The sequence below is a fragment of the Nocardia yamanashiensis genome (genome assembly GCF_021183565.1).
In the GTDB taxonomy this organism is placed as follows: domain Bacteria; phylum Actinomycetota; class Actinomycetes; order Mycobacteriales; family Mycobacteriaceae; genus Nocardia; species Nocardia yamanashiensis.
Genome location: NZ_CP089226.1, coordinates 3,915,818 through 3,929,349 on the forward strand (window position 1 = coordinate 3,915,818; position 13,532 = coordinate 3,929,349).

Genomic DNA, 13,532 nt, shown 5'->3' on the forward strand with positions numbered 1-13,532 from the left:
GTGGCGGGCATGACAAGGCGCAGAATTCTTATTACCGGAGCGAGTTCCGGGCTCGGTGCGGGCATGGCGCGTGAATTCGCGCGCCGGGGGCGCGATCTCGCGCTGTGCGCGCGGCGGGTGGGCAACCTCGAGGAGCTGCGCGCCGAACTGCTCGCCGCCCACCCGGGCATCACGGTCGCGGTGCGCGGGCTGGATGTGGACGATCACGCCGCCGTTCCCAAGGTGTTCGCCGAATTGTCCGGCGAGCTGGGCGGTTTGGACCGGGTCATCGTGAATGCCGGTCTGGGCAAGGGCGCGAAGCTCGGCACCGGCCGCGCGGACGCCAATATCGCCACCGCCACCACCAATTTCGTGAGCGCGCTGGCGCAGGCCGAGGCGGCGCTGAGCATCTTCCGGGAGCAGAACGCCGGGCATCTGGTGCTCGTCTCGTCCATGAGCGCCGTGCGCGGACTGCCCGGGAAGAAGGCGGCGTACGCGGCCAGCAAGGCCGGATTGACCGCGCTCGGTGAGGGTCTCGCGATCGAACTGCGGCGCTCGCCGATCCGCGTCACCACCGTGCAGCCCGGATACATCGCCACCGAGATGTCCGATCGCGCCGGGGACGTGAAACTCATGACCCCGCTCGACAAGGGCGTGCACGCCATGGTGGCGGCCATCGAGAAGGAAGCCGTGCGGGCCGACGTACCGCAATGGCCGTGGCGCGTCCTGGGCGCGGTGATGCCGCTACTGCCGCGCGGGATCATGGCCCGGATGAGCTGAACCGGATTTCCCGCGCTAGTACTGGCGGCGGTGCGGCACGAATTCCAGGGTGAGCAGGGCCGCCGCCGCGATGAGCACTTCGCGCCAGCGGATCAGCACGAACCGCTGGTCGCTGAAGGCATTGAACTTGCGCAGGAATCGGTACAGCGATTCCAGCCGGATGAGCGGATCACCCAGTCGCACCGCCACATACACCAGTTGCCCGAGCCGCGACCGGTGCTTGTCGGCGAACAGCTCCGGAAACGCCGCGAACGCCAGCGAGATTCGGGTGACCCCGTGTGCCCGCGCGTACTCGACCAGGTCCACGATCATTCGCTCGTCCAGGCCGTTGGGGGCGTCCTTGCGCCGCCACGGCACGTCGAGGCTCAGTTCCCTTCCGCTGCCGGAGATTCCGTACCGCTGGAACCCCGCCACCTGCCCGTCGGCGTCCCGCGCCAGCACCACCAGCATCCCGGGATTCCGCCCGTCCAGCAGGTGATCGAGGATCATGGAGAACCCGCGCGTCTGCCGCCCGCTCCCCCATTCGTCGACGATGGCCAGCAGCGTCTCGCGCTCCGGTTCGGTCAGCGCGGCTTCCGGCACGATCTCGGTGGTGACCCCGAAATTCTGGGTGCGGCTGACGGCTTGGCGCAGATTGCGGAACCGCCGTCCCACCATGTCGAAGCTGTCGACCTCGAGCACCACGTCCCGCCCCACCGCGACCGGATGCAGCCCGCGATGCTCGAACGCCCGCCGCTGCCAGGTCTGCACCATTTCCGGGCTCGCCCCCAGCACCGCGATCCGCCAGCCGTGATCACTGGCGAAAACCGAGAATTCCGAAATCAATTCGTTGAACGCCCGCCGATCCCCGATGGGATCCCCGGCCACCACCGCGATCCCGAACCGCGCCCGATACGCGATGGCCGCCGAGGCGTCGGCATTGAAGTAATAGCTCTTGGCCGAATGCAATGCGAACGGCGCGAGCGGATCGATATCGGTGCGCCGCACCAGTTCCGCCACCCGCGGCAATTGCTCGGGCTGCGGCTTGCTGCTCTGCGGCAGCATCAGCACCAGCCCGCTCACCGCGAGGAACCCGAACCCGACCCCGGGATGTTCGGCCCGGTAACTGAAGTTGGCCACCACCAGCAGCATGGTCGCCCCGGTGAGATGCGGGAGCGTGACCGGCCGCCGCAGATGCAGTCCCCGCGCCACGAACAACCCGGCGATGGACACCGCCACGAACCACCCGTGATCGGTCCCTTCCCGCGGCGCGCGTTCGGCGGCCCACACCAGCACCAGGCTGCCCAGCACCAATACGCCCATGAGCGGCACCCGGGTGCTCGGTCCGGCGGTGAACGCGGTGTCCCGGTAGGCGGTCAGGCCCGCCCCCCGCACCGCCATGCGCTCGTCAGCCACGTGTCCCCCGTTTCACCGCATTCGGCCCGCTCACCGGTCGTTTCCCCATGGTGACCTCCCTCAGGTCCTCTCGACACACTATGCCGGAGAGACGATTCGGGGCATACGGTTATTCCGGCCACCCCAATCGTGACGTCTCCAGTACCGGATCGGTGATGCCGCCGTGACAGGCCAGATCGTCGGCCTTCCACCCGGCCAGCTGGGCCCCGTCGGAGTAGGCGGATTGGAAGAACCCGATCACGGTCTCGATGGGGTCGGCGGCGGTGCGCGCGGCGTCGTAGGCCAGGTAGGCGTTGTGCCCGGACCCGGATTCGGCCCAGTGCGCGGCGGCCGGGGACAGCGGCAGCGAGGCCAGTCCGGCGGGTTCGGGTGCGGTGTAGGAGTAGAAGGTGGGTTCGGGGACCTTGTCGTCGCCGAACCAGAATCCGGCGCTGATCACCTCGCGCGAGTACGCCTCCCGGGTGACCGGATCCACCGCGTCGGTCATGTCGATCTTGCGGTCGGAGAAGCGCTGCACCGCGAGATCGAAGGTGTGCCAGAACAATTGAACCGGGCTGATCTTGCCCGAGTAGGTGGAGCTGAACCGTTCGAGAATCCGCCCGACCTGGCTGTGCACGTGGAAGGCGCGCAGCGCGGCGGCCGGGTCGTAGTGGTGGTGTTCCTCGTCCTCGTCGAAGGGCCGGCCGTGATCGGGCAGGTCGAACGGCGTGGGATGGGCGATGGTCACGTTCACGCCCAGTTCCTCGAACGCGTTCATGGTCTCGATGTAGAAACTGGCGACGGACTGCCCCGCGAGCGGGACCTCGGCCTGGACGCCGGTGGTGGCCGAGATCCGCAGCACGTGGTCGAAGAAGTCGAATTCGCAGGTGAACACGGGTCCGTCGGTGGCGCTGCCGAGCGGGACGGTGGTCCAGCCGCGGGCGGTGAGCCGGTAGGTCATATGCCACCAGTGATTGCGCCGGATGCCCTTGGCCAGCGCCACCTTGCCGATGATCTGGGCGTAGCGGTGCAGCGTCTCCTTGGTGGGCCGCCAGGCGTCGAGCGGGATGGCGGGCAGTAGGTCCGCGGTGTGCTCGGTCATCTCTCTACCCGCCTTCTTTCGAGGGACTTGCGGCCCTTGTCATGCTACTCAGCTATTACGTGGCTATGACGTCTGTGCGGCGGTTCGCGCCGCCGCGGTCACCGGCGAGGAGCTGTTCGAACGGCACCGGCTGCTCATAGGGATCGAGCTTGGCCGCGCTCGGCCGCATGGCCACCTGATCGGCGAATTCCCCGGCCGCGCGCAGGATCCGGCCGCTCAGCCCGCTGTCCACGCCGCCGCCCGTGCCCCAATCCTCCGAGGCCGCGTACACCGTGGTCGGCACCACGACGGCGCGCAGATAGGCGAACAACGGCCGGACCGCGTGCTCCAGGGCCAGCGAGTGCCGGGCGGTGCCGCCGGTGGCGGCGGCCAGCACCGGTTTGCCGATCAGCGAATCCGGTTCCAGCACATCGAAGAAGGTCTTGAACAGGCCACTGAACGAGGCGTTGAAGATGGGCGTGACGGCGATGATCCCGTCCGCGCCCACCACCTTGTCGATGGCCGCGCGCAGGTCACCGGAGGCGAAGCCGGTGACCAGGTTGTCGGCCAGGCCGTGGGCGTGATCGCGGAGTTCGATCACGTCGAATTCCAGCTCGGTGTCGGGTAGTGCGGCCCGGGTGGCGGCGATCAGGCGATCGGCCAGCAAACGGGTCGAGGAGGGCTGGGAGAGCCCGGCCGACACCACGGCGATGCGGGTCATGCGGTTACCTCGTCCTTCTTCTCGCCGTTCTCGTCGGCGGCGGCACGCGCGGCCACCAGGCTCGCGTGCGTGGGCCCGTCCGGCACGTGCGCCGGGCGCAGCGCGTCGAATTCCTTGCGCAGCACCGGAACCACTTCCTCGCCCAGCAGATCCAGCTGTTCGAGCACGGTCTTCAACGGCAGGCCGGCGTGATCCATCAGGAACAGCTGGCGCTGGTAGTCGCCGAAGTACTCGCGGAAGCTCAGCGTCTTGTCGATGACCTCCTGCGGGCTGCCCACGGTCAGCGGCGTCTGCTCCATGAAGTCCTCGAGCGACGGCCCGTGCCCGTAGACGGGCGCGTTGTCGAAGTAGGGCCGGAATTCCTTGATGGCGTCCTGCGAGTTCTTGCGCATGAACACCTGCCCGCCCAGTCCCACGATGGCCTGGTCGGCGCTGCCGTGCCCGTAGTGCTCGTAGCGCTGCCGGTACAGCCGGATCAGCCGCTGGAAGTGATGCTTGGGCCAGAAGATGTTGTTGGCGAAGAAGCCGTCACCGTAGTAGGCGGCCTGTTCGGCGATCTCGGGGCTGCGGATCGAACCGTGCCACACGAACGGCGCGACGCCGTCGAGCGGGCGCGGGGTGGAGGTGAAGCCCTGCAACGGGGTCCGGTACTTGCCCTCCCAGTCCACCACGTCCTCGCGCCACAGCCGGTGCAGCAGATGGTAGTTCTCGATGGCCAGCGGAATGCCGTCGCGAATGTCCTTGCCGAACCACGGATATACCGGTCCGGTGTTGCCGCGTCCCATCATCAGATCCACGCGCCCGCCCGCCAGATGCTGGAGCATGGCGAAGTCCTCGGCGATCTTCACCGGGTCGTTGGTGGTGATCAGCGTGGTGGCGGTGGACAGGATGATGCGGTCGGTCTTGGCCGCTACGTAGCCGAGCATGGTGGTCGGCGAGGACGGCACGAACGGCGGATTGTGGTGTTCACCGGTCGCGAAGACGTCCAGGCCGACTTCCTCGGCCTTCTGGGCGATGGTCACCATGGCCTGAATGCGCTCGGCCTCGCTCGGGGTCCGGCCGGTGGTCGGGTCCATGGTGACGTCGCCGACGCTGAAAATTCCGAACTGCACGGGGTCCTCCTCGAGAGCCATCCGCCTTTGGTGGATATGTCAACCTCCTGAACATCGTAGGCCGCGCGGGTATTCCGACTTGCCCCAAGGTGACCCGCAACACTGTTGCGGGTGTCACAATTAGTCGCAACCGACCTGGTACAACAGTGAAACGCCCAGTAAGGCAAGATCTTTCGAAGTATCCTGAACATTCCCCGTGCAACGCCGGAGATCTCCGGGCCGGGGAGGCGGCCTCGAGCATGGACAGGGGGTAGGTCCGTATGGCGGACAACACCGTCGGGACGGCATACGCCGTGGTCGTCACCGCGGTCTCCGACCCGATGCAGGTGGAGGGTCTGGAGTGGGAGGACGCCGTCGAGTACCTGCCGAGTATCGACTCGCGCGCCATGCAGAGCTGGGTCCGGTCGCAGGAGGCCAAGGGGCAGGCGCCGCGCACCGGGGTGGTCATTCCGGGTCCGCAGCGGCGGGTCGGGCAGCGCCATCCGTATCGGGAGGTGTGCGTGCCGTCGGCGGAGTATCAGCTCTTCAGCGCGGCGGTGCGGACGCGGCCGCGACCGGCTCCGGAAATCACTCGGACCGAGGACGATTCGCGTCAGCGAGCCGGATTGCTGACGGCATGAGACATTACGAAGCCCCGGTGGAGTCAGGTCTCCACCGGGGCTTTCGGAGTAAGGTACGGGACAGGCGGCCGGCGCGATGGCGGGGCATTGATCTTTCGCTTAGCAGGCGAATTCATTTGCTTCATGTGGAATGAAGTTGGATCCCGTCGTGCCCGGCTCAGTTCCCGTACTGCTATTCAATCTTCGTTTGCGTTGCGGCGCAAGCTATTTAATTCACCACCGCCCGGGCGCCCAGTCGACCGGGAAGATCGAGGCGTAGACCAGGCGCTCGTGCTCGCGCACCAGCTGACCGGTGATGCCCTCGCCGTACACGGTGGACAGCTGCAGATCGAGGTAGCTCTCCTCGTCCTTGCTGTTCAATCCGCTCGCGGGCGGCATCCAGGACAGCACCTCGTCGCGCTGCCGCGCTCGCGAGTTCGCCAGTTCCGCACGCAGCCCGGCGATATCGCCGGCTTCGAGGGCCTGCGTCGCGGGCAGCGGCCGGTGCTCGTGCCAGGCGGAGACGCCGTAGGCGAAGCACACCAGCGGCATCCACATCTCCGCGAAGTACCGCGGATCCGGCGCGATCTCCAGCCCCGCGAAGCGCTCGCCGAGGAAGAACAGCGCACCCAGCTGACCGGGCAGCAATTCCAGGCGATTGCGGAATTGGGTCCAGCACCGCGCGCTCCCGGGTCAGGATCTGCTCCAGATGCCCGCGGGCGGGCAGCCGGTACCGGGCGTTCAGCACCGTGATGTCCTGCCACAGCTTGGAATACCCGGGCTGCCCGCGCAGCGCCAGGGCCTGCGCCCGCAGCTCCAGCGGCAGCACGAAGAACCACTGATCGCGCCCCTCCAGGTAACCGCCCTGCGCCGCCTGCACGCAGCAGGCGTCGTCGAAGCGCCGGGTCTCGCCCGCGCCGAGCAGGGCGGCCGAGCACAGCGCGTGATTCTGCGCGCCCTCCTGGATGTAGCCGATGTGCAGCGGCACGATGGCCACCCCGGCGGGGGCGGGATTGCGCAGCTCGACGCTGCCGTAACCCACCACCTGCTTCAGCTTCAGCCCGGAACGCGGCGGCACGATGCCGGGCCGTTCCGGTCCGTGGATCGGGACCATGGTGAGCACGCCCGCGCGCTGCGGCTCACCCAGCCGGTACCCGGTCAGGTCGACCGGGGCGCGCACGAGGGTATCGAGTCTGGTCATGCGTTCGCTCCTTCCAAGCGAGCGTCGAGGAAGCGCAGCGCCGCGGTCCGGATCCATTCCGCTCCCGACGGCCCGTGCGCGAAAACCCACGGCAGCAGCCCGCCGAAATCGTCCTGGTGCCAGAACCCCTGCCGCGGCAGCTCCGGTGCGGGATTTCGCAGGGTGAGATCGTCGCCGCCGGTGAACATGGCCTGCGCCAGCAGGATCGGCGTCGTGAACTCGAGCCGCCGCAGCGCCGACGCCACCCGCGCCAGATCGCCCGGCATCCGGTTCTCGTAGCCGTCGGTGACGATCACCACGACGTCCGGCGCGTCGCCCGCGTCGTGCCCGGAAACCTTTGCGGTGGAATCGGTTCCGGTCCGCGAGGTCAGCTCCATGGCGTCGAGCAGACCGGTCGCGAGATCGGTGGGCGCGGTCTGGCCGTGGCCGACCTCGATGACGGTGAGCCGCTCGCACAGTTCGGCGAGCACCAGCCGCAGCGCTTCGGCCTGCGACAGCAGCGCCCACTCGCGCTCGCCGTAGCCCCGCATGGACTCCGAGGTGTCCAGCACCAGGGCCACGTGATCGCGATTGCGCGGCAGGTCGCGGGTGGCCGCGGCGACGTAACCGGCCAGCGCGGTGCCCAATTCCGTCCCCGATCCGCCCCGGTAGACGTGCACCAGGGTGGCGGCGATCTGTCCGCGATTGCTCACGGTGACGATCGAGTCGCGCACCGGCGCCGGCTCCAGCGGGACGGCCGGCTCGGTCACCGTGGGCACACCGTGCACGCCGGGCGCGTACAGCTGCGCCACCCGTGCGATGGCCACGGCCGGATCAGCCGTGAACCGCAGCAGCTTTCGTCGCAACCCGGCCGAACCCACATCACCCTCGGCGATCATGCGGGCACATCCGCGCGCCGTCGCCTTGCCGAGCGCGTGCTCGAAGCAGTCGATAAGCGCAGGACGCCGCGCCGGAATCAACAGCTCGGCGTCGGGATGGTCGAGCACGAACGCCAGGACGGCCCGGGTGACGTGCTTGTGGTTGGCCCGCATCCGCCGCAGCGCCAGCAGCACGGTGATCACCAGGTCCGGGCGAACGCCGAAAAGCAGCGCCCGCGTAGCCTTGTCGACGTTCTTCCGCGTCGCCTCGTCCAGTCCCGCGCGGGAGCTCTTCAGCACCTGCAACAGCACGCGGGCCCGTTGCGTCTCCCGCACTCCCGGCACCAGCGCCAGCAGTGCGTAACTCTCCGGGTCGGCGCTGTAGGCCGCTCCGTGGAATTCCGCGTCGTCCCACTTCACGACGCCGGCCCTGGACAGCGTCAGCGCCGTGTCGTGGGTGCGGAGGTGATCGAGGATTCGTGCGGTGTTCATCGACCGAGTGTAGGAATGGTCACACTCGATCGGCCATCGATTTTCCTTGGGGGCCAGCAGGTCTCGCCGCGGCGAGAAACGAGATAGCGGGGTCGCTTCGCCTGCCGTCCCCGGCTGTGGTCCCCCGGCCGGGAGCCGCTATCTCGCTTCCCGGCGTCGTTCCGGCCGTTGTCGCGTTCTCGACCGAAGACGAGTGGCACATGAGTGCGGGGGTTGTCGGCGTGTCACATCATTCATGTGCCGTTGATCATGAAGTGGGCACGTCAGGGGGTGTCCTGGCCGAGGACGATGATCTGACGGACGGCTTTGCCGTCGGCGAGCAGGTCCATTGCCTCGTTGATCTGTTCCAGTTCGATGCGCGCGGAGATCAGGCGCTCGACCGGCAGTCGTCCGTCCCGCCACAGCTGCTCGTAGCGCGGGATGTCGCGGGCCGGGACCGCCGAGCCCAGGTAGCTGCCGACGATGGTGCGGGCTTCGGCGGTCAGGGTCAGTGGTGGCAGGGTCACGGTGGCGTTCGGGGCGGGTAGGCCGACGGTGATCGTCATGCCGCCGGGAGCCGTTGCCGCGTAGGCGGTTTCGAAGGCGGCGGGGTGGCCCGCGCATTCCACCACGTAGCGTGCGCGAATGCCTTCGGCGCGGACCTGTTCGGGCGTGTAGGTCTCGGCGGCTCCGAGTTCCTTGGCCATGGCCAGCTTCTCCGGCATCCGGTCGACGGCGATGACCCGTTGCACGCCGACGGCTTTGGCGGTGAGCAGCGCGGCCATGCCGACGCCGCCGAGGCCCACCACCATCAGGCTGTCCGTGGCGCTCGGGTCGGCCACATTGAGCACCGCGCCGCCGCCGGTGAGGACCGCGCAGCCGAAGAGGGCGGCCACCTCCGCCGGGACGTCGTCGCCGACGGCCACCACCGAGGCCCGGTCCACCACCGCGTGGGTGGCGAAACCGGAGACGCCGAGGTGATGGCGGACGCGGTCGCCGCCGCGGGAGAGATGCCCGGCGTGGTGCAGCAGTTCGCCCGCGGTATTGCTGCGGGTGCCCGCGGAACAGGGCAGTTGCCCGCCCCGATCGCAGGCGTCGCAGTTTTCGCAGCGCGGCAGGAAGGACATGACGACCCGTTGTCCCGCAACGAGATCCGCCACCCGCTCCCCTACCTTCAGCACGGTGCCCGCCGCCTCGTGACCGAGCAGCATGGGCAGTGGCCGGGGGCGATTGCCGTCCACCACGCTGAGGTCGGAGTGGCAGACGCCGGCGGCCTCGATGGCGACCAGGACCTCGGTGGGTCCGGGATCGCCGAGTTCGAGGTCGCAGACCGTGATCGGCACGGTGCCGGCGTAGGGCCGCCCGCGTCCGATCTCCTCCAGCACCGCGCCGCGAATGCGCATCAGATTTCGACCATCTGGTGGTCGGCGACCTGACCGGCGAGGTAGCGCAGGTGATCGCTGGAGTCACCGAGCGTGTGCTCGATGGCGGTCAGCCGCGCGGTGTAATGCCCGACGGGGTATTCGGCGGTCATGCCGATGCCGCCGTGCAGCTGGATGGCCTCCTGGCCGATATGCCTGCCGGAGCGCCCGATTCGCAGCTTGGCGCGCGAGGCGACCAGCGGATCGATCATGCCGTCGGCCAGCGACATCGACGCGTACAGGCTCATGCTGCGGGCCAGTTCGAGCGAGACGTACATATCGGCGGCGCGCTGGGTCAGCGTCTGGAAGGTGCGCAGCGGGACGCCGAACTGCTTGCGGGTCTTCAGGTATTCGGTGGTGAGCCGCAGCGCCTCGGACATGGCGCCGACGGCTTCCGCGCCCAGCGCCGCCTGGGCGTGGATGGCGGTGGCGGCGATGAGGGCCGAGCGGTCCTCGGCGGTGCCGAGCAATTCCGCTGCCGCGCCGTCGAATTCGATATCCGCGCCGCGCTGACCGTCATGGGTGACGAAGGGAGTGCGGCGGACGCCGCTGCCTTCGGGATCGACCAGGAACAGCCCGACGCCGCCCTCCGGCAGTGCCGCGCTGACGATCAGCAGTTCCGCGCAATCACCGTGCGAGACCGGGTTCTTGCGCCCGGCCAGCTGCCAGCCCTCGGCCCGCGCGATGGCCTGGGCGCCGATCTCGGCGGCGGGCCAGCGCAAGCCGGGTTCGTTGTGCGCGAACGCGACTCGCAGTTCGCCCTCGGCGATCCTGGGCAGCAGGTCCTTGCGCTGCGCGTCGGTGCCCGCCTGCCCGATCAGCCCGCCGGGCAGCAGGGCGCAGTCCAGCAGCGGTTCGGGGGCCAGCCCGCGGCCGAGCTCCTCGAGCACCAGCATGGCCTCGATGGGCCCGGCGCCCATGCCGCCGTCCTCCTCGGCGAAAGTCAGCCCGAGCAGGCCGATTTCGGCGAAGGTGGCCCACACCTTCGGATCCCAGCCGAGTTCGGTGGCGATCACCTCGTTGCGGCGTTCGGGGGTGTAGCTGCGGCCGAGCACATCGCGCACGGTGTCACGCAGCATTTCCTGTTCGGTGGAGAGTTCGAAATCCATGGTGTCGCCTCACAATCCGAGGATCGTCGAAGCGATGATGCCGCGCTGCACCTCGTTGGATCCTCCGTAGATCGATGTCTTGCGGTAGTTCAGGTAGGTGGCGGTGCTGCGGTGCGCCCAGTCCGGCCGTGATTCGTCCTCGCGCACCAGCGAATCCGGTCCGGCGATATCGACCAGCAGTTCGGTGACGGCCTGCTGGAGTTCGGTGCCGCGCAGTTTCAGGATCGAGGACACCGGGTTGGGCTTGCCGTCGGCGGAACCGGCGGCGACCCGCAACTGCACGAGTTCCAGTGCCAGCAGCTCGTTTTCGAGTTCGGCCAGGCGGGCGGCGAACATGGGATCGTCGAGCATGGTGCCCGCGCCCAGCCGGGTCTGCCTCGCGTACTCCTTGGCCAGCCACAGCCGCACCTTGGTCTGGCCGACCGCGGCGATGCCGGTGCGTTCGTTGCCGAGCAGGAACTTGGCGTAGGTCCAGCCTTGATTCTCCTCGCCCACCAGCTGATTCACGGGCACCCGGACGTTCTCCAGGAACACCTCGTTGACCTCGTGGCCGCCGTCGATCAGCTTGATCGGCCGCACGGTGACGCCGGGGGTGTCCAGCGGGAACAGCAGCATGGAGATGCCGGCCTGCTTCTTGGGCGCGTTCGGATCGGTGCGCGCCAGGCAGAACATCCAGTCGGCGGACTGGGCGGCGGTGGTCCAGGTCTTCTGGCCGTTGATCACGTACTCGTCGCCGTCGCGCACCGCGACGGTGCGCAGCGAGGCCAGGTCGGAGCCGGCGTCGGGCTCGGAAAAGCCCTGGCACCACCAGATGTCGAGGTTCGCGGTGGCCGGCAGGAAGCGTTCCTTGAGCTCCTGCGAACCGAAGTGCGCGATGACCGGGCCGATCATATTGGTGTTGAAGGTGAGCGGTTCCGGCACCGAGGCCAGCTGCAGCTCGTCGTGCCAGATGTGGCGCTGAATGGGAGTCCAGTCACGACCGCCCCATTCGACCGGCCAGTTCGGCGTCGCCAGCCCGTGCGCATTCAGGATGCGCTGCGCGGTGACGATGTCGTCCTTGCTCAGTTCCTGCCCGTGCCGGGCGCGATTGCGGATCTCGGCCGGGATCTCGCTGCGGAAGAAGGCGCGCAGCTCGTCCCGGAAGGCCAGCTCGTCCTCGGTGAGTGCCAATTGCATGCCGGGTATGATACACAGAGATTCCAATGTCTCAAATGGCATCATGGACGCAGACATCGAAGGGAGGACGGGTGCCCGAGCAGAGCAAGGCCGTCGGGGTGGGCGAGCTGCTGGCCTGGCGGCGGCGCACCGACAGCATGCCCGGCCGCCGTCGCGACGAACACCGATTGGCGCTGGTCATCGAGGGCGGATCGTCACGCGGGGCGTTCTCGCACGGGATGGCGATGGCCATCGAGGAACTGGGACTGCTGCCGAGTTTCGACGCCGTGTACGGGGCGTCGGCGGGTGCGCTCAATGGCGCGTGGCTGCTGTGCGGGCGGGCGCGGGAGTCGCGGCGGGCCTGGAATCCCGAGGTCATCAATCGGGTGATCTCGCCGACCCGGGCGCTGCGCGGCGGGCGCGTGGTGGACACCGACTATCTGGTGCACACCGTGTACGAGCGCATCGTGCCGATGGACTTCCCGGCGATCCTGGCCAATCCGGTCACCTTCCACCCCATCGCCACCGACGCCGATACCGGCGCGGCGGTGGATCTGCATCCCACGCTCACGAATCCCCGTGCGGTACAAGCGTCTCTGCGCGCCTCCACCTGCCTGCCGCTGCTGGCGGGCCGGCCGGTACGCATCGGCGAGCGGCGGTACGTGGATGCCGGGCTCTCCGAATCCGTGCCCATCCGAACGGCTTTGGCGCAGGGCGCGACCCGGGTGCTGGTGTTGCGCACCCGCCGCGACGACGAGATCGCCCGCCCCCCTTCGTCCTTGGAGAACCGCGTGGTGACCCGCTTCCTGGCCAAGCACGCCCCCGGCACGGTCGAACCGTGGCGGGCGCGGGGTTCGCGGCACACCGAGGACGAGCGCGAGTTCGCCGATGATCCGGCGGTCATGCAGATCCGCCCGCCGCGCGGCGCGCCCGATATCGGACGCATCGCCCGCGATCCGGACGTGCTGCAACAGGCCCTGGACCTGGGTCGCGCCGCGACCACGCGGGCCTTGTCGCCGTTCCTGACCCCTATGCTTTCCGCGTGACGCGCGGCGAGGGAACCAGGGCGCCCGGCCGGCCGGCCACGGCCAGCCGGGAGGAAGTGCTGAAAGCGGCCATCGCGGTGTTCCTGGAGGGCAAGCGGCTCGATGTGAACGCCATCGCCGCCCAGCTCGGGGTGGGGCGGGCCAGCATCTACCGCTGGTTCGGGTCGCGGGACGGGCTGCTCGGCGCGGCCATCGCGCGGCAGCTGGATCGCATGATCGCGCATACCGATCGGCGCTCGCGGGCCACCGGCGGCGCCCGTCTGCTGGAGATTCTGGACCACACCATTCACTGGCTGGTCGAAGACGATTCGCTGCGCACCTATTTCGACAACGAGTCGACGGCGGCGCTGCGCTTGATCACCCGCAGTGACGGACCGGTGCACCAGGCGGCGGTGGCCGCGGTGGAGGGGCTGATCGAACGGGCCGAGGAGCAGGGGTATCAGCCGCCGATCGAGCGGGCCACGCTGGCGTACGCACTGGTGCGGTTGTGGGAGGCGTTCCTCTACAACGACGCGGTGGCCGGATTCCGGGGTGATGTGGAACGGCTGCGGCAGGTGCAGACGGCGCTGCTGCGGGTATGACCCCGGCGGTGTGATCCGAAAAACGGCGAACGCCCGCCGGTCCGA

13 protein-coding genes and 1 pseudogene are annotated in these 13,532 nt (G+C 68.7%); 4 read left to right on the forward strand and 10 right to left on the reverse strand.

All coding sequences use genetic code 11. From position 1 onward, the window contains the following. Positions 1-9 precede the first annotated feature (9 nt). Positions 10-759 (forward strand): SDR family oxidoreductase, encoded by a 750-nt coding sequence (locus LTV02_RS18815; RefSeq protein ID WP_067721441.1) that lies wholly within the window; start codon positions 10-12, stop codon positions 757-759. Between the two features lie 15 nt (positions 760-774). Here the strand turns inward: LTV02_RS18815 and LTV02_RS18820 are convergent, their stop codons facing one another. From LTV02_RS18820 to LTV02_RS18835, 4 genes are all read right to left on the reverse strand, one after another. Then, positions 775-2,154 (reverse strand): bifunctional lysylphosphatidylglycerol flippase/synthetase MprF, encoded by a 1,380-nt coding sequence (locus LTV02_RS18820; RefSeq protein ID WP_233041205.1) that lies wholly within the window; start codon positions 2,152-2,154, stop codon positions 775-777. A 109-nt stretch (positions 2,155-2,263) separates the two neighbouring features. After that, positions 2,264-3,235, reverse strand: a complete 972-nt coding sequence (locus LTV02_RS18825; protein WP_233041206.1) for a DUF5996 family protein — start codon at positions 3,233-3,235, stop codon at positions 2,264-2,266. Between the two features lie 55 nt (positions 3,236-3,290). Beyond that, positions 3,291-3,935, reverse strand: coding sequence for an FMN reductase (locus LTV02_RS18830; protein ID WP_067721437.1), 645 nt, complete (start codon positions 3,933-3,935; stop codon positions 3,291-3,293). Then, positions 3,932-5,047 (reverse strand): LLM class flavin-dependent oxidoreductase, encoded by a 1,116-nt coding sequence (locus tag LTV02_RS18835; RefSeq protein WP_233041207.1) that lies wholly within the window; start codon positions 5,045-5,047, stop codon positions 3,932-3,934. Before LTV02_RS18835 ends, LTV02_RS18830 begins: the two co-directional genes overlap by 4 nt. 260 nt (positions 5,048-5,307) lie before the next feature. Here LTV02_RS18835 and LTV02_RS18840 point away from each other — a divergent pair, with 260 nt between their 5' ends. Continuing rightward, entirely contained in the window at positions 5,308-5,667 is a 360-nt protein-coding gene (locus tag LTV02_RS18840) for a hypothetical protein (RefSeq protein WP_067721436.1), read from the forward strand. 213 nt (positions 5,668-5,880) lie between these two features. On the opposite strand, the gene LTV02_RS18845 is transcribed toward LTV02_RS18840, so the two are convergent. The 6 genes and pseudogenes from LTV02_RS18845 to LTV02_RS18865 form a co-directional block, all read right to left on the reverse strand. Continuing rightward, positions 5,881-6,294, reverse strand: a complete 414-nt coding sequence (locus tag LTV02_RS18845) for an ARPP-1 family domain-containing protein (protein WP_233041208.1) — start codon at positions 6,292-6,294, stop codon at positions 5,881-5,883. Between the two features lie 28 nt (positions 6,295-6,322). Beyond that, positions 6,323-6,904: pseudogene (locus LTV02_RS39665) on the reverse strand (ARPP-1 family domain-containing protein); the annotation flags it as partial. Further along, positions 6,844-8,196: a vWA domain-containing protein gene (locus LTV02_RS18850; RefSeq protein WP_233041209.1), complete on the reverse strand. Its 1,353-nt coding sequence runs from the start codon at positions 8,194-8,196 to the stop codon at positions 6,844-6,846. The pseudogene LTV02_RS39665 and the gene LTV02_RS18850, both read right to left, overlap by 61 nt. 263 nt (positions 8,197-8,459) lie before the next feature. Further along, the gene (locus LTV02_RS18855; protein ID WP_233041210.1) at positions 8,460-9,578 is read right to left on the reverse strand and encodes a zinc-binding dehydrogenase; all 1,119 of its coding nucleotides are present in this window, start codon (positions 9,576-9,578) and stop codon (positions 8,460-8,462) included. After that, positions 9,578-10,705 carry an acyl-CoA dehydrogenase family protein gene (locus tag LTV02_RS18860; RefSeq protein WP_233041211.1) on the reverse strand — a complete coding sequence of 376 codons (1,128 nt, stop codon included), beginning with the start codon at positions 10,703-10,705 and terminating at the stop codon, positions 9,578-9,580. Before LTV02_RS18860 ends, LTV02_RS18855 begins: the two co-directional genes overlap by 1 nt. A 9-nt stretch (positions 10,706-10,714) precedes the next feature. Next, positions 10,715-11,881 carry an acyl-CoA dehydrogenase family protein gene (locus tag LTV02_RS18865; RefSeq protein ID WP_233041212.1) on the reverse strand — a complete coding sequence of 389 codons (1,167 nt, stop codon included), beginning with the start codon at positions 11,879-11,881 and terminating at the stop codon, positions 10,715-10,717. A gap of 71 nt (positions 11,882-11,952) precedes the next feature. Here LTV02_RS18865 and LTV02_RS18870 point away from each other — a divergent pair, with 71 nt between their 5' ends. Then, positions 11,953-12,906 carry a patatin-like phospholipase family protein gene (locus LTV02_RS18870; RefSeq protein WP_233041213.1) on the forward strand — a complete coding sequence of 318 codons (954 nt, stop codon included), beginning with the start codon at positions 11,953-11,955 and terminating at the stop codon, positions 12,904-12,906. Then, positions 12,903-13,487: a QsdR family transcriptional regulator gene (locus tag LTV02_RS18875; protein WP_067721431.1), complete on the forward strand. Its 585-nt coding sequence runs from the start codon at positions 12,903-12,905 to the stop codon at positions 13,485-13,487. Before LTV02_RS18870 ends, LTV02_RS18875 begins: the two co-directional genes overlap by 4 nt. The last annotated feature ends 45 nt before the right edge of the window (positions 13,488-13,532 follow it).